The sequence below is a fragment of the Vibrio sp. SG41-7 genome, assembly GCF_014164465.1.
GTDB classification, from domain to species: Bacteria; Pseudomonadota; Gammaproteobacteria; order Enterobacterales; family Vibrionaceae; genus Vibrio; species Vibrio splendidus.
This window is the reverse complement of record NZ_JACJFF010000088.1, coordinates 1-20,786: the sequence shown is the minus strand read 5'-3', so window position 1 is coordinate 20,786 and position 20,786 is coordinate 1. Positions and strand designations below refer to the sequence as shown.

The window sequence follows — 20,786 nt, the reverse complement described above, 5'->3', positions numbered from 1 at the left end:
CCGGACAGTGATTCCGGAGTTCGTGGAAATTTGGCTGGTTTATCCCGGAAATGGTGTCCGGATTAAAACGGAATGAATGTCCGGATAATCCCGGAATCGGTGGTCGGATTGCTCCGGAATATGCACATATCGTTAAAATCTATGACTTGATGGTCTCGAAGGTACTTTTCATAGTTGTGATATAACGGCATTAATAGTTCGAGTGCTTTAGCTGTTTGTCTAGAATCTATCGACTCTTTGATGATTTTGTTTATACCATCTTCATCCAGACACGCTGCTTTGTACATATCAACTAACGCTCCAAGCAGTTTCGCTAATTCTGTCACTTGACCTAGCTGCTCCAAGTTAGCTAACAGAGCGTTATCAGATACAGGTTGTGTTTCTACGCCGCGCTTAATCAGTTCTTTTTCTAGCGCGGTAAGTAGTTTTCCGTTTTTATGTTGATGGTAGAACACCTCCACATAACCCGTCTGATATTTCTTGTGGGTTTCCCGTTTCCACTTGATACTTGCGTGATAACTCTCCTTATCAACATAAGGGGCCGTGTTTCCGTTTTCATCGGTGCCATAATATTCGATGTAAATATCATAATCAGGAAGGTAGAAATCTGGTTCATACTGACGATATTCACTGGTTGCAACATCAAATCGATATTTAGCTTCATATTCATAGTTGATGCCCTTACGCAACAACCAGTTCGCAATCACTAGCTCACCATAGCTTTTAACTTGCTCTCCCCTCATTGAGCGGATGTCGTTATCATTTAGATACTTAAGATGTGCTCCTTGAGATTCAAAATCCCAAGGGTTTTTATCGACGTAGTAATATGAACTGAAATAATCGAGTAAGTTTTTTTTGTAGAGACTATCGAGCATCAATTTCTCGATTTCATCATTCATCCATTTGGCTTTAACTTTGGCACTATCTTCGAGCTTGGACAAGCTCGGTGCTTTACCCTCAACAGCAGAGATAATCTTCACGCCTAGACTGTGAAATGTACTCGCTTTCACATCATCGAAGCCTAATTTATCCTTGATTCTTTCATCCATCTCCTGGGCGGCAATACGTCCATAAGCAAGCAACAAAATATCATTTGATCTAGCTTGGCCGCTGTTAACTAGATAACCTGTTCTTCCGACCATGACACTTGTTTTACCCGTGCCAGCACCAGCAAGTAGAAGGTTATTGTCGTTATCAGTCACACAAGCAATTCTCTGCTTATTTGTCAGAGGATTCGATTCAACACCATCAAAGAACGATTCAAATTGAGCAAGTTGTTTTGCGACATAACGATTGCGTATCTTATCTATATCCGAAGCATCCCAGTTTTGGATGTTAGTAAGTTGTGATGCCGTTTTCTTTGCCAGTTCTGAAAGACCTTGTACCTTTTTCCAGCCTTTCCAACGCTTTATTTCAAGACTCACAACCGACTGAATTTGTTCAATTGAAGAATCTCTAAGGAAACTAGATGTACATTTTTTGTAGGCATCATTTAGGAAGTCTTGCAAGCGCTCCGCACTTTGATTTGCCCACAATGGAAACAGTGATCCGCACCAGAAGTTTTGGACACTGAGTTAAGTGAGTACAATCACTAACGAGGTGAACAATGACAACTAAGAAAACACGAATTAAACATGCTCCTGAATTTAAAGCCGAAGCGCTTAAGTTAGCAGAGAAAGTCGGTGTCGCTGCCGCCGCACGACAGCTTTCACTATATGAATCTCAAATTTATGGGTGGCGTAAAGCCGTCAAAAAAGATGCGAAAATCAGCGATAGAGAAAGAGAACTCGCCACTGAAAATGCCAAGCTCAAGCGATTATTAGCAGAGCAAGCTGAAGAGCTAGATATCGTAAAAAAGGCCGCCACCTACTTCGCGAAAAATCTAAAATAGATTGCTATGAGTTTATGCTCGAACACCTGATGCAATATAGGATTGTCCGTATGGCTAAGGTGTTTGGGGTTTCTCGAAGTGGGTTTTATTATTGGATTGATAATCGCCATAAAGTCACTCAACGCAACGAGCACCGCAAGCAGCTTGATAACAAAGTTCGAGAAGTCTTTGATGATAAAAAGGAACGCGACGGTGCAAGGCGCATTCAAAAAGAACTTGAGGCAAATGGTAATAAGCACGATGTAAAAACCATTGCCGCGAGCATGAAGCGCCAGAGCTTAGTCGCGAAGGCCGCCCGTAAGTTCAAATGTACGACAGACAGTAAGCATAGACTTCCTGTAGCCCCGAATTTGCTTGAGCAAGACTTTAATGCGACAGCACCAAACCAAAAATGGGCTGGAGATATCACTTATCTAGCGACAAGCGAAGGCTGGATGTATTTAGCCGTTGTTATCGACTTGTACTCACGGCAAGTAGTTGGTTGGTCAATGAGTACCAGAATGACCGCAACTCTGGTCTGTGATGCGCTGATCTGCTCCAGCAATACTGGACAACTCACTAAGTGATTTTTCAATACGAAAAGTTATCCGTGTGAAGCTAAATTAGTACATAACTAAACACGGAAATGTCCAGAAACTGCATAGATACGAACCTCATAGACAATTTGGATAGCATAAGACGCTATCACTACGTTATTACTTAAAATCAGGCTGGAATCACTTACCTCACATAACCTACCTGTTAAGTTCTTAATAAGCATACCTAAACCCAGAGCTTTGTTCATAACTTTTGAATTTGCCGTTACTTCACTCTCCCGCCATAAGCAACATCAGTATTACTTAAAGTAAACTCTCTTATTATAAGTCTTTCTTCTGGCTCAGTGCTGCAATAAGTTTCTTTCTTTCGCTCTCTGTCATTTCATAGATCATGCACGCCAGTTCAGCAGAGCTTTCATCTTCACAGAAGAAATAATTGAGCGGCACACCAAGCTCATCGGCGATTAGCTTTAAGGTTTGAACATCTGGGGCGTGCTTGCCTTTCTCGTATTGATTCATTCGAGGGCTTGCTGAACTTGCATCCATACCTATGCTTTCTCCCAGGGATTTTTGAGAGAGCTTTGCTTTTTTTCGAGCTTGTTTGAGTCGCTCTGGGATTGGGTTTTTAAATGACACTTAGATTTCATTTCTCTGATCTCAAGTTAACTAAGATTTTCTTAGTTTTATGGATTTCTGTATACTAAGCAATCCTTAGTTTTTGGTTGGTGTAATTTTGGAAATGAAACGGGCTCGAAGAATTAGTGCTGTCATGCACAAGTTATTGATAGAAAATGGGTTAGATGGATTCACCGTGCTAGAAGCGAGAGATTTGTGGCTATCCCTTGATAATGTGGACTCCAATTCTGCCGAAGCTCACAAAAAGGTGTACCGAGCAATTTTTCACTTTGAAAAGAAAAGTTGGTTGCGAAGTGAGGGCTCAGGCCGGAAAAAACGCTACTTTCAAACGCAACAATTTAAAGAGTTACATAACAATGTAACAACGAATAACCAAGCGGATATGAAGCCTAAAGTACCCATTCAAAACTATTCCATTTTAAGCAATGAACGTAACGAATATAAGGGCGAATTGGAAATAATACTTGGGGAGATTGACGAGTATCAGTCGATCGTATCTCGATTTCCTGAGCTAGAGAATAAACTGGCCCCTTTGCATCAAGAGGCTAAAGAGCGCGCCGCTTTATTGCTCGGAAAAGTGAACGTTTTAACAAAGGTTCTTAATACTCTCTATGAAGGAAATGAACCGTGTTAAGGAAGTGGCAAAGTGAATGCTCTGACAGAGCGTTGAAAAAATATCAATCCAACTGCTCCCATTTCTTTTGCCAAGCTACACCTGGAGCAGGTAAGACAGTGCTTGCCGCTAATATTGCGTCAAGGTTGTTACAAAGTGACATGGTAGACCTTGTATTGTGCTTCTCACCATCGTTGACGGTTTCTGATGGTATAAAAAGAACCTTTTCGTCGAGACTTAAGTGTACGTTTAATGGTGGCATGGGATCTGTCGGGCAATCTTTAACATACCAATCTATCCAATTCCTCAATGACGAATTTTGGCAAACATTGCGGAATCACAGGGTCTTTGTTGTCTTTGATGAAATACACCATTGCTCTGGCTCTGAGGTTGAAAATGCGAACATTTGGGGGCAGCAAGTTCTCACTAAGATTCAAGGGCTTGCTACTTTTACCCTCGCACTTTCAGGTACACCGTGGCGTTCAGACTCTTTACCCATTGTGATGGGTGAGTACAGCGACCCAGACGGACAGCTTCTTGTCGATTACCAATACACTCTTAAACAAGCTATAGCTGATGGTGTTTGTAGAACGCCCAAAATCGTCTTGGTTGATAATGAACACTTGTCTGTTAGTAGTAGAGAAAAAGTCGAATCCTTTTCATCAATATTAGAGATGCTTAAACAGACAAAAGCATCCTACCAGAGTGTTATTCACAACCAAGAGGCGATGGAATATCTACTCGGTTTAGGATGTGAGCAGCTAGAAAAAGTACGTCTCAGATCACCCAATGCCGGTGGGCTGATTGTTGCAGCTTCGGTTCAACATGCGCAAACAATCAAAGAGATACTATCTCAAAAGTTTGGGCAAACCGTTTCTATCGTCACTTATCGACATGAAGAGCCGCTAGCAGAAATAGAGCGTTATCGACAAAGCGACGCACAATGGATTGTTAGTGTAGGTATGATCAGTGAGGGTACTGATATTCCGCGCCTTCAAGTATGTTGCCATATGAGTTCAGTCAAAACTGAATTGTATTTCAGGCAGGTGCTCGGACGAATACTTCGTGTGAATAATACAATAAACCAACAAGCGTGGTTATTCACTTTTGCAGAGCAAAGCCTGATTGAGTTTTCTGAAAGGATTGAACAGGATATTCCTGAGTCTCGTCTCTATGTAAGTATGGGGAAACCTATCGAAACAGAGTTCTCTGGTCGACGAAATAGCTTAAGTGTCGCGCCTCCGCTTGAGCCCCAAAACAGCGCGAGAACAACAGTATCTTGGGAAAGCAGTACAGAAAGTTCAAATAGTCTCTATGGAGCATTAGGAATGTTTGATGAGCTTCGACTTGGGGCATTTAAGCAGAGAGTGATCTCGGCTTTCTCTTCCATGTAATTGAAGAAACCATAGGCTACATTTTCACTAAAGGCACATTGGGGAGGCCAGAATGAATTACTTTGCAGAGGACCCCTTCTAGGTAATGTAAACCTGGAGGGCAAATGAAACAGCTAAAACAGCAGTACCGAGAGCGCATTAAATACCAGCGCCAACACCTTTTGGATCTTTATCCGAGCGTTCGTAGTGGAACCCACAAGCACTTTTCTACCAAGCAGGAAAAGAGCTATTACTTTCTTCATAAGATTGAGTGCAGAGAGTACCCAGTTAAGCTGCGCGCCACGCGAGGAAGAGCATTAGCTAACCCATGGGACGACTACCCGTCTTATGTGTATGGCCTAGCAAAAAGTTGGAAGTATAACTCGAAGCGCCAAAACCAATACTACCGATAACCCATCAAAGCTCTCAATTCTGGAGAGCTTTTTTATGCGATGTGCTCTCTCAACTCGAAGCCTAATTATTAGTAATACCATAGTGTTATTAGGTTTAAGTTATTGACTTTAATTACTAATCCTTTGTAGTTTACGCGGGTGCTTCTTAAGTGATTACCCACATCGCAAGTTGCGATGCGCAGGTTGCGATGTGAAGTTAAAACCACATGAAATATTGCTTTCTGTAAGAAGGGGGATACGTGCTTCTGATTAACACACTATAGGGGCAGACTATTGTGTTGACTGCGCGAAGCGACACACTTTTGCCCCTAAACGTTTAGAGCATAAGAAACTATCAATAGATTAATTTGTGTGTAAGCCTGTTGCACCAGTTTTTTTAGTCCCAGATACGACAAAGCCACAGGCAATGCCTATGGCTTTGTAAACAGCTACAGAATGTTTGTCATTCAAAACGAAGAGGGAACACATTCTGTGTGCAGCGTCGGGTGTTTTATCACCAAAGTATATGGAAGGGAAAGCACCTAGACTTATCATATGTCCTCGGTGGTCTGCTTTGCAATTAAGCCAAGTTCAATTCGATACAATTACTTCTGGCCAGACAGTAAATAGTACATCCAAGAAAAAGCAGGGATACCCGAGGCTCTCAACGTTAGTTTAAAGCTAAGAACTGTATGTGGCAAGCTTGCTTCTGCCCCAAAGTGAGCCAGAGAGGGATTGAACTCAGTTTCAAACCCTGCAACTCTCCTTACTTTTCCTCATGCCTAGAGTTCCGGCAATGTAGCTAAATGTTCTAATCCATAACAGACTAACCTTCAGTCACACTTACGCACGAATATGTTGTTCAACTATGTCTAAGCTATTGAATAATAGAGAACTAAAGGGAAGTTTTTGATTGATAACATGCCTTGAATTGGAAGCAATATGTGCTTGCACGGTTTTCAACTAGAAATTAGATTCAATCTTAATTATATGCATAATTTTCAGTTGGTTAGATAGGGTTCTTGAGATATGCTGAATACATAAATTCGTGCTGGCACGTTATTAAAATGTTATAGGTTAAGGAGTCATCTGTGAAACTATTATCACTGGTATTTTTTTCATTTATATCTTTTTCTGTTTTTGCAGAGGATGAAGTTAGTTTATTTTCTGGCAGTGGAGATGCGTCAGCATATATTGCATTAAGTGATGAAATGACTATTTATTTGTGGTCAGGTAAACCCGTTGCTTATCTCAGTACAGATGATAATGGCGGTTATCACGTCTACGGTTTCAATGGCAAACATTTAGGGTGGTTTATAAATGGTGTTGTCCGTGATCATCAAGGGAATGCTGCTTGTGCAACAAAAGAATTAATGAAGTCTACAAAATTTGAACCTTTCAAATCATTTAAAGAATTTAAGCCGTTTAAAGCCTTTCAAGAATTTTCTCCAAGTAGACCTGGTTTTTCAAGCTCTTTTGGGCAAACGTCTTGTAAATTTCTAATGGCGTCTGGCGGTACAAATTAACCTATAACAAGGCAATTAAACGGAACTAAAACAGTGGGTTAAGTTTCGCTTCGCTACACATTATAACCCACTTTTTTAGTCCGCTTATTGCGGCGTTATGTTGCTTTATAAACTTGTGAGGACCTGATAAATGGAGTGGTTTATTGCTGTAGTTAGTGCACTAATTGGCGCTGTAGTAGGCGCTCTTGCTAGCTATCTATTTACCGATAAAAACAATAAACAAAGAACACAAAGATTAGAATCAGCGTTTTACAACGAGTTTGAGTATCTATCAGGCACGCTAGAGAATTGGTTTCCAACCTTAGTAGGAGAATACCAAGAGCCATTGAGGGAGCAATATTCTGGCTTGCCATTTTTGGATCTTTCGTTAATTGATGCACTTGTAATCGAACTGGCGAGCACCGACAAACTCGTAACTCCTACACAAAGGAAGCTCATAGTTCGCCTACGTCCAGTAATTAGAAGCCTTGTTAAAAACAACGAAAAACGCGACGAATATGTAGATTCGTGGATGTTGAATAGTCACACCATGGATAATTCTGAAGAGCGAAACTCTTCGAAAAAGATAAGTTATTACACAGGGCTTCTGCTAGTTGATGTAACTCAGGCAATCTTCCATCTTAAAAAATTAAGCACCGAAAAAGAGCGTTTCACCTTTTCAAAAAGTATAACTAGTGAGGATTTGGCTAAAGCATGTTGTTCCTCTAGCGGTATTCCTTATGATGAAACAGTGTGGAAACCTATGCTTTTTAGGTTGGGACATAAGTGAAAAATCAACATAACAAACGTTTAAGGTCTCAAGATACTTTTTCTAATCCAAATTTCGCACGTTAAAACCCATACTCTAAAGCGCTTTTGTCCAGAAACTTCACAGGCTGAACTTTCACCCGTGGCACTTTCTAACTCAAAAGTGCCCAAGCCTTGTTAGCGATGCTACTAACATCATTGATGTATAATCTTGTTAAAGAGTCTCATTTCAACATTGAAACTTCGTCGTTAACCCCAATTTATTAAGGATTAAGAACAAAGGTAAGATGGCAACTAAAGACAATCATTACATTCCACAATGGCATCAGAAGGGCTTCATGAGTGAGCGGGATGACCATATCTGTCACTTAACTCGCAGGGAATTTCCCTTACCGAATGGCGAGTTGAAGGTTAAAACATTTAAAAAATGGCATACGCCTGCGCAAAGGTTCTACGGAGAACACCTCTACTCAACGTTCTTCGGTGAAGAGGTAAATGACGACATAGAACAGAAATTATTTGGTCCAATTGACGATAATGGTTCCAAAGCGGTTCGAGCATTTCTGACCGACGATCAGACTGAGTGGCATCATAATTTCGAAGACTTCTTTACCTATTTAGACGCTCAGAAACTTCGTACACCTAAAGGCTTAGACTGGATTAGAAGTAAATACCCTGAACTAAGCCAGTTACAGCTAATGATTGAAATGCAGTCATTACGCACCATGCATTGTACGCTGTGGGCTGAAGGCGTTCGAGAGTTGGTATCAGCTGAAGACTCAGACGTGAAGTTCATAGTATCAGATCACCCAATCACCGTTTACAATTATGCCTGTCCGCCTGATTCTGATTTGTGCGAATATCCGAATGACCCAGACATTGCGCTAAAGGGGTCTCAAACGTTATTCCCGTTAGATAAAAATCGTTGCCTGATTCTGACGAACCTTGAATACGCTCAAGACCCTGAAAACACAAATCCACTTGAGCAGCGCACTAATGCGACTCGTATGCGCAGAAGCATGGTCAACACTATCGAGTTTATCAATACCCGCAACCTAACCACTGATGACGTCACAAAGATAAACCACATCATTAAGAGCAGAGCTAAAGAATCAGTTGCCGCAGGTAAAGAGGACTGGCTATATCCGGAACGTGGCATTACTTGTGATTGGGCTGAGTTAAGGCACGTATTACTACCACCCGAAAATGAGCTCTACCGGTATGGCGGAGAAGTGTATGCTCATTTTGAAGATGGCACGGTTCACTATCAGGATGCTTTTGGTAGAACAACTCCACCAAACGAATACCTAAATAAAGATATTGATGAAGCCCAATTAGGACGCAACGACCTATGTGGTTGTGGTAGTGGTAGAAAATATAAAAGCTGTTGTCTAGACACACCTCAGGAGTTGCGTACAACATGGAGTGTTGCCAGTATTCGAGAGCGGAATTTGATGTTTTGCAACTGTATCCGTGATGTTTTGGGGCTTAATCGCGGTAAAACGTGGCTGGATGTCAGGAGAGAACTTTCGGATGACCAGATTAAGAAAATTTACGGCTTTTATTCAACATTGTGGCCTCGTGAAACCGATATTTACTCGTTACTACCAAAATCTGATGGCAAGTTTAGAGGCTTATACACTGGCCCACTAGATGCTCGCACAATTGGTATTAGTGCGTTGCCAATGGCATCTATGTTTGATGAGTTTTTGATTGAGACACCAGTAACCAATCCTAACAACGTCAGGCCAGAGTTTAGTCCAATAGAGAGTCCAGCCAGATACAAGTACCAAGCCTTAAAAGATTTCATGTTCATGCTGCAATTGGAACCATATATTGGTCTCGGATTGATTAATCTGATTCCTGACCCAAGCGAGTTCGATGTGCCTCTTATGAGAGCAATGATGGAGATGGCTAGGGAACGTGGCAATAGGCAAGAGATTCTGAATGATCAGGATCGTCGATTGCATTTAAGAATGTCTACTGAAGACTTATTGAACTCAACAGCTATGATGCCCAGAGAAGTGAGGATTCAGCTACTAATTAGTCAATTTGGCTTAGATGAAGATGCTGCTACTCAAATGATTGTCGCACTAGAGCGTGCAGCTGAGGCTTCACCACTTGTAATGCTTCAACAAGTCGAGTTGAGAGATAGTGGGCAGTTCCTAATGTTCCGAATGGGACCTAACTATGAAATGGCATTGCTAATTGCTCAAGTAACGGGTTCTGTATTGGTTACGGATAGCGGCTCAAGATGGCAAGAATTGATGGTGGCTCAACATAGATCGCAAGGAATTGTGTCCTATCCATGGAGTGATGCTCATACTCAGTTTAATGCGCTGCCGATTGATGAACCGTTCTTAGATACATTCCGAAAATCTCAAGGAAATTTTTCTACCGCTCGGAATTGGCTTAAAACCACGGACCGGATGGTACAAGGCAATAACCGCAATGTTGCTCAATTGACCCGGTTAGCTGGACAGGCTTCCGACTTTACAGAACGACTAGAGCGGCAGACTGCTGAGCCATTGCTACTGGATCGATTTAGAATTTCAAGCCCTGAAGGTGGTTTTTATGATGCTACTGTACAGCGGTTGCTGGCTCGATCTAGCTGTTTGAGGCATGACAGAAGTGTTAGGTCTGTTTACGGTGTTGGAATCCAAGATTGATTCATCAAGAAGCTTTTTTAATGAAAGTAACGAGTAGAGCCACCTCCGCTAAATCGTTTTTGTCCAGAGTCTTCATAGACCTGAATTTTGACTCTTGGCACTTTCTAACTCGAAAGTGCCCCAAAGTCAGTCAGAGTAAATACTCTTTCATATCTTAATTATCTCTATTTACCTTAGAAATGGTAATCTGAATCGAGTCTTTCTGGGGGATGAGCAATTACCAAGAAAATACAATTCGCAAGCTATCAGTTTTTACAGTGTTAAAGTTGCTTCAGTGTCTAATAGTATGTAAGTTTCATATAAAACAAGAGGCCATCATGTATGAGCAGGATCGATACGTTACTAAGTCAAACAGAAAAAGAACTCTGTGAAGTACCTAAAGAAACTAAAATAATTTGCAAAGATAATTGTAGGTGCTGTCCCTTAGACATATTGCCCGAAATAGAGACTAACTGCGGAACTGAAGAAATTAACACAAATGATCAAGTAAGACATTGATTTATGTGGCATTGTTGGGTTGATAAACTCTTATCTGTGCTCTATCGAATAAGTAGTAATACTAAATTAGTATAGGGGAGGAATTTCATGACCATCATTAGTAACCTTGTTTAATTCTAAAGGCTAAACTGCCTTGCGATATCAAGGTAACAGAAAAGGAAAATAAAATGCTAGAAATGGATAAAATAACTTATATCGTCGAACTATATTCACCAGACGGCTTACTCTTGACGCTCTACGAAGGTCAACAGTTACCAATTGGATTCATTGAAAAAGGTGATGAAATATTCAGTGATTTTTATGGTGGGATGTATCATGTTGATGGTGTTACAAAAAGTGTGGAAATAGATGATAATCGAGACCCTAACAAAGGAATTATTGTGACTTATACCTTAGAGACAACGTTTGTAAAAACCGTTTTTGGATAAATATCTCTAGCGTTTTCCTAACTGTCGAACTGGTTGTTGGACAGTTCAGTCTAAAGCAAAAGCACTTCAGGGCTTAGTCACTATTATAAATGGTGCAACGTACTCCTTAATGAAACCTCTATTTGGTGGGCGCATCGTCTTGTAAATTGTACTTCAAGTTAAACGATTTTCCATACCTATAGTTATTCATGACTAGCTAATATTCAATACCCCCGAAACGCATTTTTGTCCAAAAGTGAGTTATAGCTGAAGCTAGAGCAACTTTTAAATGATAGGGAGGTGAGGCCTCCCTACCTATCTAGCGACTTACTCAGATATATCTGAGAATTTAACCCTCTACATTGGTCATTTTGTGTATTTCTGGCTCTTGAGCTAATGCGGTTTTATAAAACTCAAATATCGGTGTGATATATGGCTGGGCATAGTGTTCTTCTAGGGCAGCTTGGTCCACCCAGTTTTCAACCAAGATCAGCTGATCTTTCGCTTGGTTTTCATATAGCTCAAAACGCAAGCAACCCGCTTCTTCTCGAGTAGCAGTTAAAATGCCTTCAGCTTTTTGTTTGCACTCTGCATAAAATTCACTTTTGGGGGTAATAAAAGCCACAACACTAAGCATTGTTTTTCTCCTTTTGGGGTGTAAATTGACGCATCAATTTTTGGGTCAATACCATGATTGGTTTATTCAACAAGTAAGCCGCTGCAAACGAAGCAGGCCAAGCATTAATAAAGGCAAAGCCCCATCGGTTGATGAAATCTTCTGGTAAACCGAGATTGATGTAAGTGACCCACGCGGACACCATACTTGACATCGCGCATGAGAACAGAGCAGTGAAAAAAAGTTTTGTCATAGCGCTTCCTCCTGTCTGTATACTGTATGGATATATCGTATCGTCGGCCATACGAGCTTTAGAACACTAAGATTGCGGAAAACCTTATGCTGGATGATTTTTTATTATTTGTTGAAGTAGCCCGTCGAGGCAGTTATTCAAAAGCGGCACGAGACTTAACAACTACCGCGCCAACCTTGTCCAAACGCATCTTATTGTTAGAAGAGAGATTAGGTGAGTCACTATTTATTCGCTCCTCTAGGGGAGTCAAACTCACTAGCTTTGGCAAAGGGTTATTTGAGCAGCTTGGCGAGACCACCCTAAATCTTCATCAGGCCGTGACTGAAAGCTCGAAAAGTGAAGCGGTTTCCTTCGTCTTACATTGCCCGCAAAACTTAATCATTGGCCAACTATACCCAGCGCTTGAAGCCTTTCTGCTAGAAAAAAGTCATGTGGATGTCGTTATTGAGCCTGCCAACACAAATGTGCTGCTTAGCCAAACTTCTTTTGATTTAGCCATACGTAGTGGAGAGCAAAGAGACTCGTCTTTTTACCAGAAAAAGTTAGCCAGCATTGCCGTATGCCTTGTCTCAAGACGAGACTGCAAAAGCCGAGAGCGACTCATTATGCCGTACTCTAAGACGCAAATTTCAGGGCAAGACTTGCTAAGTATCGAGCGGCAATACTCTAAGGTTTCTCGGGTCAACGACATTACCTTGGTACGCAAACTGGTCGCGTCAGGCATGGGTGTAGGCCTATTGCCTATGACAGAGATCGCCGATTTGTATAGTGAGATGTCCGGGCACGTTCAATACGACTCTGAGATACTTTTTACTCGGCCTATGTATGCCTTGTGGGCGAATAAACCAAAGCCTTCGTCACTGTCCCAAGATCTGATCACATGTATCGAGAGTTGTGTTCAAAACACTCCTGCTTTACAAGGGCGCATGGTTGATTTGACGTGATTGGGTTGGCTGCTACGGGAAGGTAATTTCTCCATATATCAACGATTGTTGGTGAGATGATAATAAACCGACCTAGCCAAGGCTATTTGTCTTTATAGACCGCATCATACTGTTTTCCCTACAAAACTTAATATCAAGTTTATGGATAATTTACTTACCATCTTTAATCGAAGTAGATGGTGTCAAGGTTGTTGCAATAGACGAATTTGGGGGCGATAGATATTAAGCTGGAGAAAATATCGATATCCGTTTATCAGTCGGCCTCCACTATGAAGACGAAGAATGGGAGTCAATGTTTTCAGGTAACCCCGAAGCCAAGAAAGAGCTAGAACATTATTGGGGCTGGCGCTATCGGGCATCGTGACAGGCATAGATCCTGAGGTAATAGTTGATGTGGGTATTGCACATCTATCAGCACCTATCGAGACTAGTGCTCCAAGAGTAGTAGGAGAAAGCATTGCATTTACCATCGATAGACTTGATGCGCACAGCAGCTAGCAAGGGCGCTGCTGTTGGACAACTTTTCCATACTCCAATTAATCCGTTACATTCTAATTTAGTAATGTAGCTAACAAACTTTTGTCCAAAAGCGAGTTACGGAGGCTCTTATACGAGTGTTATACCGATGGTCAAGGAAAATCATATATGCCTAGCGAGTAGTGAGCTGTGCGAGCGTCAGGAGTGGCTTTATTATTTTACTTTACCATCATTCCCCTAAATACCCTTTTAGCAGGGTGATGGTTTCACGCAGTGAGGCCATCGCCTTACAAAGCCTTCTGGAAAGAAATTTTATAGAGCAGTCGTTTTTAATTTGCTACTATTTTTGTAAAGAATAATGGAGGTAATTTTGAACAGAATTCATCCATTAAAGCACTAGGTTTACAAATCTTTCTATTTTCGTAAAGGAAAGTCTAGATAGAAAGGCCTTGTGAGCCCTTGTATACTTGGAAACTCACTCACTCACTCACTAAGTAAGATTATTTTTTAGTGAATATAAACAAAATTCAAAGAGAAGACGGACGTCTAGGCTCATAAACTGTTAACCCTAAGCGAAAGAAGCTAACAAGCCTATTGGCCAAAAAGCGCCGCGTTTATCTAGCGGCATAAAACAGAATTACAAAAACGTATACATAATTAAAGCTAGGAGCAAATCATGTCAAACGGTCGTATTTTACACACCATGCTGCGCGTGGGTGATCTAGACAAGTCTATCGAGTTCTATACCAATGTAATGGGCATGCAGCTATTACGTAAGAACGAAAACAAAGAGTACGAATACACGCTGGCTTTCGTTGGCTTTGGTGACGAATCTCAAGGTGCTGTGATTGAGCTGACTTACAACTGGGGTACCACTGAATATGACCTTGGCTCAGCTTTTGGTCACGTTGCTATCGGTGTTGATGACATCTACACAACGTGTGATGCAATTAAAGCAGCAGGCGGTAATGTAACGCGTGAAGCTGGCCCTGTAAAAGGCGGCTCTACTCACATCGCATTCGTTAAAGATCCTGACGGTTACATGATTGAGCTAATTCAGAACAAACAAGCAAGCGCAGGTCTAGAAGGTTAATTCCTCAACCTCTATACGAAGTTGGGCTTGAACGCCTGATGAAATGAAAAAAAGAAGCGAGCACTGTGCTCGCTTCTTTTTTATCACTCTCACCATAATCGATATTCTCTACCAATTATTCTTAACAATCTCATTGATGAAACTTTACATGATAATGATTATCATTTAAATTAACCACCTATTGATTAGTGAGGTAATACAATGATTAGCGAATGGGAAAAACACACGTTACTTGCCGATACTGCATTGCAGCTCGACGATCCTGTACGAAGTATTCTTCACTATCAGCAAGCACTGAACTTGAGCGAAGAAATCACTGAGCGTACCGATATTCAGGCTGACGAACGCCTACTGATCTCAGTGATCTCTTGCCACAATCTCGCACAATTCTGGCGATGGGCTGGTGATACCGAATACGAGCTCAAGTATCTTCAATTGGCTTCAGAAAAAGTGCTGACACTGATCCCGCAGTGCCCTAACACTCAATGTTCCAGCTTTATCGATTCTATTGGTTGCTGTAAGAAAGCGCTGATCGATTTCATGAAACGCCATCCCAATCCTAAAATTGCTTCTATGGTAGAAAAGATCGATACCGCGACCAACTGTGAAATGATCGCTCGTTTCCGCTTGAACTAAACGAGTTACGTTTAGACAATGGCTCCAAATTTTAAAGACAAAAAAGCCCGTCATTACGACGGGCTATCTGATTTCAAAACAAGCAATTATTCTGATTAAACCTGCGTACGACCTAAAGAGATAACAACGCGTCGGTTCTTGTCTTTACCAATTGGCGAATTGTTGTCTGCAATCGGGCGACGTTTACCATAGCCCTGAACTTGGATACGATCTTCTGGCAAGCCTAAAGATTTGAAGTACTCTCTTAACGATTCCGCTCTGCGCTCTGAAAGGTTTTGGCTAATACCTTTGCTGTCGACAGAATCGGTGTACGTTGCCACCAGCACAAGATCGATGTCTTGGTTATAGCGAACGTAATCGGCGATCTGGCTCAGCCTTTTGCGCGACGACTTGTTCAGCTGATCACTATTACGGTCGTAGTGCAAAATAGTGAAAGAGATATCTTCAAAGCTGTAAGGCAACAGGTTAGCAACACAGTCACTGAACACATTGTATTTTTCTTGGAATAACACCGACGACAGCGACACTTCGATTCGCTGATCTCGGCTCTGCCACTCTTGGTAACTGAATGTCGGGTAGCGACCTTTCTCCAACTCACTCAAAATCCCCCAAGCTGTTTGACCACCGACGTAGCCATCAAATTGTTGGAAGAACTTAATGGTTGTCATGCGATCAGCACTTTCACCCGGACGCCAAGGTGGCGGCATCGAAATCAAGCTGACATTACGCGTAGCACCCATTGGGCGACGCATTTTAAGCTCAAAGTCCAAAATGATTTTTTTACTCGCGCGAGATGAGAACTCAGCATCACCAAAATTTGGGATAGGGTGAACCAAGCGGCATTCGAGTGGCGTGTTGGCCACCATCTCCCACTTTGACTGTTGAGGAGATGCTCCATAACGCTTTTCTTGTGCCATTACTGGTAACGACATAAGTAGCGAAAATAGCATTGAACCTGTTATGAGTTGTTTCTTCATAAAGTGGAGTATCTCTTAAGCAATTCGTTTAACAATGCAGCCAATTGCCGCATTTTTCTCTCACGTTTAAATATGCAATTATCAAGCCGCAATGGATTAGGTAATTTATGATTTATTGCCCTTCCCTAGTTTTTATCACTGCTATTATCTGCAATAATGCAGCCTTAATCACACTTATTTGGGCTAACATGACTGTAGAAAACGAAGCTCTGACCCTAAAAAAACGCTTTCGTGGCTATTTTCCAGTGGTCATCGACGTGGAAACCGCAGGGTTTAACGCTGAAACCGATGCATTATTAGAAATCTGTGCCATTACATTAAAAATGGATGAGAACGGAGATCTGCACCCTGCATCAACGCTTCATTTTCACATTGAGCCTTTTGAAGGCGCAAATATAGAGCAGGCAGCATTAGACTTTAACGGAATTAAAGACCCATTTAGCCCATTACGTGGTGCTGTGTCGGAACAAGAAGCCCTTAAAGAAATCTACAAGCTAGTGAGAAAAGAACAAAAAGCATCAGATTGCAGTCGTGCAATCATGGTTGCTCACAACGCTACATTCGATTTGAACTTCGTTAATGCAGCAAGTGAGCGCTGTAAGCTTAAACGCGTCCCTTTCCATCCATTTGCTACTTTTGACACTGCAGCTCTTAGTGGTCTTGCCTACGGTCAAACCGTTTTGGCTAAAGCTTGCCGCACTGCAGGGATGGAATTTGACAACAAAGAAGCACACTCTGCTTTGTATGATACGCAAAAAACCACAGAGTTATTTTGCGGCATTGTAAACAAATGGAAAGCCCTTGGTGGTTGGCCTCTTGTTGACGAAGAATAAAAAATAGAGTCGGTAAACGTTCACTCGTATTGCCTTCATAAAAAACACAACATCCCGAGAATAATATGAATCCTGTTGTAATTTCAGTTTGCATCATGCTTGTTTTAGCTTTGATGCGCGTAAACGTAGTCGTTGCTCTCACGTTCAGCGCAATTATCGGTGGCGTAGCCTCTGGTATGGGCTTGAACGACGCAGTCGCGGCGTTCGAAAGTGGATTAGGTGGTGGTGCAACTATCGCACTTAGCTACGCTATGCTTGGTACATTCGCTGTTGCTATCTCACGTTCTGGTATCACAGACCTGCTTGCTCAAAGCGTCATTAAGCGCATTCACGGTAAAGAGAACAGTGCAGCATCTAATGGTCTAAAATATGGCATCCTAGCGTCTTTGATCCTAGTGACCATGTCTTCGCAAAATGTAATCCCTGTACATATCGCCTTTATCCCAATCTTAATCCCACCTCTATTAGGCGTATTCGCAAAAATGAACCTAGACCGTCGTCTGGTTGCGTGTGTGCTGACTTTTGGTCTGATTACACCTTACATGGTGTTACCAATTGGTTTTGGTGGCATCTTCCTAAACAACATCCTGCTAAAAAACCTTCACGACAACGGTCTTGAAAACGTAGTAGCAAGCCAAGTACCAATGGCGATGTTGTTACCGGCTGCAGGCATGATCTTTGGCCTTCTTACGGCCGTGTTCTTTACTTACCGTAAGCCACGTCAATACAAAGAAACGTCTCATACTGTTGTTTCAACCGAAGTGAAAGAGATCAACAAGAAGCACATCCTAGTGGCTGCTGCTGGTATTGTTGCTGCGCTAACGGTTCAGCTATCGACAGGTTCTATGATCATCGGTGCATTGGCTGGTTTCATGGTATTCACCTTCGGTGGTGTAATCGCTTGGAAAGAGACACACGATGTCTTCACCAAGGGTGTTCACATGATGGCAATGATCGGTTTCATCATGATTGCAGCGGCAGGTTTTGCAGCGGTAATGAAGCAAACAGGTGGCGTTGAGTCTCTGGTTGAAGCGCTTTCAACAAGCATTGGTGACAACAAACCTCTAGCGGCATTGCTTATGCTAATCGTTGGCCTGTTGGTAACAATGGGTATCGGCTCTTCGTTCTCTACGATTCCAATCCTTGCGACTATCTACGTTCCACTAGCAGCAGCATTTGGCTTCTCGCCAATGGCAACCATCGCTCTAGTTGGTACAGCTGCAGCACTCGGTGATGCGGGCTCTCCGGCTTCTGACTCAACATTAGGTCCAACGTCTGGTCTAAATGCTGATGGTCAACACGAGCACGTTTGGGAAACCGTTGTACCGACATTCCTGCACTACAACATCCCACTGATCGTATTCGGTTGGATTGCAGCCATGGTTCTGTAATTAGGTTCTGTAGTTAAAGAGTCCTACGCTCACTTTTATAAAGACCGCCTCGTGCGGTCTTTTTTGTTCCTGGGATTCATTCCACTCTTCCTTCCTCCTCACTCTCAATGAACCAGCGACGCCAAACAAAAAAGGCTTACTCTGATGAGTAAGCCTTGGACATAATTTACGTTAATACAGACAGCTCTAGCTGAATTATGCAGCGGGAGCGTTATTCACCAATACTTCGCGAATAGACTTAAGCGTCGCTTCCGTTGAATGGTAATCCAGTTCTACTGCCGTAAAAATACCATTTACTTCAAGCATTAACGTCGGGTAAGAATGGACACCGATCGCTTCTTTAAAGCCTAACTGGTCATCTAATTCGCTTTCCAATAACTTACTAGAAAGATCATTTTCAAACTGTTGTACATTCATCCCTAGCTCTTCCGCTAACTGCAAATGCGTTTCTTGGCTGTGTGGCAACATCGCACGAAGGTAGTAAGCATGTTGGATTGCTTCAAGCATCGCTTCGTAATGGTCTTGAAAACCAGCAGCGATCACGGCACGACAAGCAGGGTAAGTGCTGCGAACTGGTTGGCATTCAGTCCAAAATTCGTGGTTGAACTCAGTACCCAACTTAGCTTCAATCTGCTTCCAGATAGCTTGCAGCTTACCTTTCATCTCTTCTGACATTGGATCTTCAGAATCAGGGGCCAAACCGCCAACAACGTAGTTAAACTCAATACTCGCAGGTAGCTGCTGTTTTAAGAGTTCTAATGTTGGCTTATAACCCCAGCACCAACTGCACATTGGGTCATGCACATAATGAAGTTTTACGTCCATTGTTCATTCCTTATCGAGTCTTTCAAACCATTCAAACAAAAAAGGAGCCTCACTAAGGGCCCCTTCCATTCAATATTTAAGCGCAAAGGCTTAAAGCTTACTCAGCGTCATCGCCAGCTACTTTAGCAGCCGCTTCTTTAACGATTGGCTGAAGTTCGCCTTTTTGGAACATCTCAAGAATGATGTCACAACCACCGATCAGCTCACCGTCAACCCAAAGTTGTGGGAACGTTGGCCATTGTGCGTAAGCTGGAAGCTCTGCACGGATGTCAGGGTTTTGTAGGATATCTACGTAAGCAAATTTTTCACCACATGCCATTAGAGCTTGAGATGCTTGAGAAGAAAAACCACAGCTTGGCAGCTTAGGAGAACCTTTCATGTAAAGTAGAATGGTGTTTTCTTCAATTTGCTGTTTGATTTTATCGATAGTTTCCATTGCTTCCTCGTTAATGGATTACGGCTTTTATTGCCTTTATTCTACCCCAAACCAAAAGAATAAAAACCATATAAAAAAAGCGGTTTACGAGCTAAGCTAACAATTCACACAAAAGTGATGAATTAAGCTTTTAATAAAGTAAAAACTTGCTAAACTATATCGCAAGTCAGCAAATTGACCATGGTTGGCTGTAAAGCGAACCATGAATAATAATATCACTGGAAGCAATCGAAAGAGTTAACTCTTTCATATCAATGGAGAATTGAGCAATGGCATTTGAACTACCGGCTCTTCCTTACGCGAAAGACGCGCTAGAACCACACATCTCAGCAGAAACGCTAGATTTCCACCACGGTAAGCACCACAACACTTACGTTGTTAAGCTAAACGGTCTTATCCCAGGTACTGAGTTTGAAGGCAAAACACTAGAAGAGATCGTTAAGACTTCTACTGGTGGTGTTTTCAATAACGCTGCTCAAATCTGGAACCACACGTTCTACTGGCACTGTCTTGCTCCTAAAGCAGGCGGCGAACCAACTGGCGCTGTTGCAGAAGCTATCAACGCTGCATTCGGTTCTTTCGAAGAATTCAAAGCGAAATTCACTGATTCAGCAATCAACAACTTCGGTTCTTCTTGGACTTGGTTAGTTAAGAAAGCTGACGGTTCTCTAGACATCGTTAACACTTCTAACGCTGCTACTCCTCTAACAGAAGAAGGTGTTACTCCACTTCTAACTGTTGACCTATGGGAACACGCTTACTACATCGATTTCCGCAATGTTCGCCCTGACTACATGGCTGCATTCTGGAACCTAGTAAACTGGTCTTTCGTAGAAGAGAACCTAGCTAAGTAATTATTACTTACGCTGCGCTATTTATAGCGAGTTATCTATTGAAAGCTCATGCCTCGGCATGAGCTTTTTTGTATCTATCGTATTCCACAAAATCTAGACCTTTCTTAGCCTATTAACCAATTAACCAGTTAGCCAGTTAGCCAGTTAGCCAGTTAGCCAGTTA

General features: G+C 42.0%; 20 protein-coding genes and 1 pseudogene. 14 read left to right on the top strand and 7 right to left on the bottom strand.

The window, feature by feature from the left end:
* Positions 1–62 precede the first annotated feature (62 nt).
* Complete coding sequence (locus H5300_RS19275; protein WP_259397779.1) at positions 63–1,535, bottom strand: UvrD-helicase domain-containing protein; 1,473 nt, start codon at positions 1,533–1,535, stop codon at positions 63–65.
* A gap of 71 nt (positions 1,536–1,606) precedes the next feature.
* On the opposite strand from H5300_RS19275, the pseudogene H5300_RS19270 reads away from it, so the two are divergent.
* Positions 1,607–2,421 (top strand): annotated as a pseudogene (locus tag H5300_RS19270) (IS3 family transposase); the annotation flags it as partial.
* Between the two features lie 327 nt (positions 2,422–2,748).
* On the opposite strand, the gene H5300_RS19265 reads toward H5300_RS19270, so the two are convergent.
* Positions 2,749–3,063, bottom strand: coding sequence for a helix-turn-helix domain-containing protein (locus H5300_RS19265; RefSeq protein WP_061026023.1), 315 nt, complete (start codon positions 3,061–3,063; stop codon positions 2,749–2,751).
* A 103-nt stretch (positions 3,064–3,166) separates the two neighbouring features.
* Between H5300_RS19265 and H5300_RS19260 the strand changes: the two genes are divergently transcribed.
* The 7 genes from H5300_RS19260 (at position 3,167) to H5300_RS19230 (ending at position 11,309) form a co-directional block, all read left to right on the top strand.
* Positions 3,167–3,697 carry a hypothetical protein gene (locus H5300_RS19260; protein ID WP_102446185.1) on the top strand — a complete coding sequence of 177 codons (531 nt, stop codon included), beginning with the start codon at positions 3,167–3,169 and terminating at the stop codon, positions 3,695–3,697.
* Positions 3,691–5,070: a DEAD/DEAH box helicase gene (locus H5300_RS19255; RefSeq protein ID WP_061026027.1), complete on the top strand. Its 1,380-nt coding sequence runs from the start codon at positions 3,691–3,693 to the stop codon at positions 5,068–5,070. Before H5300_RS19260 ends, H5300_RS19255 begins: the two co-directional genes overlap by 7 nt.
* 104 nt (positions 5,071–5,174) lie before the next feature.
* Complete coding sequence (locus H5300_RS19250; RefSeq protein WP_061026029.1) at positions 5,175–5,462, top strand: hypothetical protein; 288 nt, start codon at positions 5,175–5,177, stop codon at positions 5,460–5,462.
* A gap of 1,070 nt (positions 5,463–6,532) precedes the next feature.
* Positions 6,533–6,967: a 4-fold beta flower protein gene (locus H5300_RS19245; protein ID WP_108224049.1), complete on the top strand. Its 435-nt coding sequence runs from the start codon at positions 6,533–6,535 to the stop codon at positions 6,965–6,967.
* Between the two features lie 130 nt (positions 6,968–7,097).
* On the top strand, positions 7,098–7,736 hold the full coding sequence (locus tag H5300_RS19240) for a hypothetical protein (RefSeq protein WP_108223713.1): 639 nt from the start codon (positions 7,098–7,100) through the stop codon (positions 7,734–7,736).
* Between the two features lie 265 nt (positions 7,737–8,001).
* Entirely contained in the window at positions 8,002–10,383 is a 2,382-nt protein-coding gene (locus H5300_RS19235; RefSeq protein ID WP_108223714.1) for a DUF4238 domain-containing protein, read from the top strand.
* Between the two features lie 665 nt (positions 10,384–11,048).
* Positions 11,049–11,309: a hypothetical protein gene (locus H5300_RS19230; RefSeq protein ID WP_182796615.1), complete on the top strand. Its 261-nt coding sequence runs from the start codon at positions 11,049–11,051 to the stop codon at positions 11,307–11,309.
* A gap of 328 nt (positions 11,310–11,637) precedes the next feature.
* Here the strand turns inward: H5300_RS19230 and H5300_RS19225 are convergent, their stop codons facing one another.
* Both H5300_RS19225 and H5300_RS19220 read right to left on the bottom strand, forming a co-directional pair.
* Entirely contained in the window at positions 11,638–11,925 is a 288-nt protein-coding gene (locus H5300_RS19225; protein ID WP_017092321.1) for a putative quinol monooxygenase, read from the bottom strand.
* Positions 11,918–12,157: a DUF2798 domain-containing protein gene (locus H5300_RS19220; RefSeq protein WP_017092320.1), complete on the bottom strand. Its 240-nt coding sequence runs from the start codon at positions 12,155–12,157 to the stop codon at positions 11,918–11,920. The genes H5300_RS19225 and H5300_RS19220 overlap by 8 nt, the downstream gene beginning before the upstream one ends.
* Positions 12,158–12,243: 86 nt before the next feature.
* Between H5300_RS19220 and H5300_RS19215 the strand changes: the two genes are divergently transcribed.
* From H5300_RS19215 to H5300_RS19205, 3 genes are all read left to right on the top strand, one after another.
* Positions 12,244–13,101, top strand: coding sequence for a LysR family transcriptional regulator (locus H5300_RS19215; RefSeq protein WP_017092319.1), 858 nt, complete (start codon positions 12,244–12,246; stop codon positions 13,099–13,101).
* 1,153 nt (positions 13,102–14,254) lie between these two features.
* Positions 14,255–14,671, top strand: a complete 417-nt coding sequence (gene gloA / locus H5300_RS19210) for a lactoylglutathione lyase (protein WP_004734046.1) — start codon at positions 14,255–14,257, stop codon at positions 14,669–14,671.
* Positions 14,672–14,872: 201 nt separating this feature from the next.
* Positions 14,873–15,307, top strand: a complete 435-nt coding sequence (locus H5300_RS19205) for a DUF2753 domain-containing protein (protein WP_004734047.1) — start codon at positions 14,873–14,875, stop codon at positions 15,305–15,307.
* Between the two features lie 95 nt (positions 15,308–15,402).
* Here H5300_RS19205 and motY read toward each other — a convergent pair whose 3' ends face one another.
* On the bottom strand, positions 15,403–16,284 hold the full coding sequence (gene motY / locus H5300_RS19200; RefSeq protein WP_017080932.1) for a flagellar protein MotY: 882 nt from the start codon (positions 16,282–16,284) through the stop codon (positions 15,403–15,405).
* Positions 16,285–16,472: 188 nt separating this feature from the next.
* Here motY and rnt point away from each other — a divergent pair, with 188 nt between their 5' ends.
* Entirely contained in the window at positions 16,473–17,117 is a 645-nt protein-coding gene (gene rnt / locus H5300_RS19195; RefSeq protein WP_017061178.1) for a ribonuclease T, read from the top strand.
* Between the two features lie 65 nt (positions 17,118–17,182).
* Positions 17,183–18,508, top strand: a complete 1,326-nt coding sequence (locus tag H5300_RS19190) for a Na+/H+ antiporter family protein (RefSeq protein ID WP_017084039.1) — start codon at positions 17,183–17,185, stop codon at positions 18,506–18,508.
* Between the two features lie 195 nt (positions 18,509–18,703).
* Here H5300_RS19190 and H5300_RS19185 read toward each other — a convergent pair whose 3' ends face one another.
* Both H5300_RS19185 and H5300_RS19180 read right to left on the bottom strand, forming a co-directional pair.
* A complete protein-coding gene (locus tag H5300_RS19185; RefSeq protein ID WP_017079304.1) occupies positions 18,704–19,333 on the bottom strand; it encodes a DsbA family protein in 630 nt (209 codons plus the stop codon).
* 97 nt (positions 19,334–19,430) lie between these two features.
* A complete protein-coding gene (locus tag H5300_RS19180; RefSeq protein ID WP_017076187.1) occupies positions 19,431–19,769 on the bottom strand; it encodes a Grx4 family monothiol glutaredoxin in 339 nt (112 codons plus the stop codon).
* Positions 19,770–20,038: 269 nt separating this feature from the next.
* Between H5300_RS19180 and sodB the strand changes: the two genes are divergently transcribed.
* The gene (gene sodB, locus H5300_RS19175) at positions 20,039–20,623 is read left to right on the top strand and encodes a superoxide dismutase [Fe] (RefSeq protein ID WP_004734050.1); all 585 of its coding nucleotides are present in this window, start codon (positions 20,039–20,041) and stop codon (positions 20,621–20,623) included.
* Positions 20,624–20,786: the final 163 nt, after the last annotated feature.

Bases quoted from the DNA above. Each gene is read 5' to 3' on its own strand.
- H5300_RS19205 (WP_004734047.1), top strand. From the start codon at position 14,873: ATGATTAGCGAATGGGAAAAACACACGTTACTTGCCGATACTGCATTG.
- H5300_RS19260 (WP_102446185.1), top strand. From the start codon at position 3,167: ATGAAACGGGCTCGAAGAATTAGTGCTGTCATGCACAAGTTATTGATA.
- H5300_RS19215 (WP_017092319.1), top strand. From the start codon at position 12,244: ATGCTGGATGATTTTTTATTATTTGTTGAAGTAGCCCGTCGAGGCAGT.
- H5300_RS19185 (WP_017079304.1), bottom strand. From the start codon at position 19,333: ATGGACGTAAAACTTCATTATGTGCATGACCCAATGTGCAGTTGGTGC.
- rnt (WP_017061178.1), top strand. From the start codon at position 16,473: ATGACTGTAGAAAACGAAGCTCTGACCCTAAAAAAACGCTTTCGTGGC.
- H5300_RS19250 (WP_061026029.1), top strand. From the start codon at position 5,175: ATGAAACAGCTAAAACAGCAGTACCGAGAGCGCATTAAATACCAGCGC.
- H5300_RS19235 (WP_108223714.1), top strand. From the start codon at position 8,002: ATGGCAACTAAAGACAATCATTACATTCCACAATGGCATCAGAAGGGC.
- H5300_RS19240 (WP_108223713.1), top strand. From the start codon at position 7,098: ATGGAGTGGTTTATTGCTGTAGTTAGTGCACTAATTGGCGCTGTAGTA.
- H5300_RS19180 (WP_017076187.1), bottom strand. From the start codon at position 19,769: ATGGAAACTATCGATAAAATCAAACAGCAAATTGAAGAAAACACCATT.
- motY (WP_017080932.1), bottom strand. From the start codon at position 16,284: ATGAAGAAACAACTCATAACAGGTTCAATGCTATTTTCGCTACTTATG.
- sodB (WP_004734050.1), top strand. From the start codon at position 20,039: ATGGCATTTGAACTACCGGCTCTTCCTTACGCGAAAGACGCGCTAGAA.
- gloA (WP_004734046.1), top strand. From the start codon at position 14,255: ATGTCAAACGGTCGTATTTTACACACCATGCTGCGCGTGGGTGATCTA.
- H5300_RS19220 (WP_017092320.1), bottom strand. From the start codon at position 12,157: ATGACAAAACTTTTTTTCACTGCTCTGTTCTCATGCGCGATGTCAAGT.
- H5300_RS19225 (WP_017092321.1), bottom strand. From the start codon at position 11,925: ATGCTTAGTGTTGTGGCTTTTATTACCCCCAAAAGTGAATTTTATGCA.
- H5300_RS19190 (WP_017084039.1), top strand. From the start codon at position 17,183: ATGAATCCTGTTGTAATTTCAGTTTGCATCATGCTTGTTTTAGCTTTG.
- H5300_RS19230 (WP_182796615.1), top strand. From the start codon at position 11,049: ATGCTAGAAATGGATAAAATAACTTATATCGTCGAACTATATTCACCA.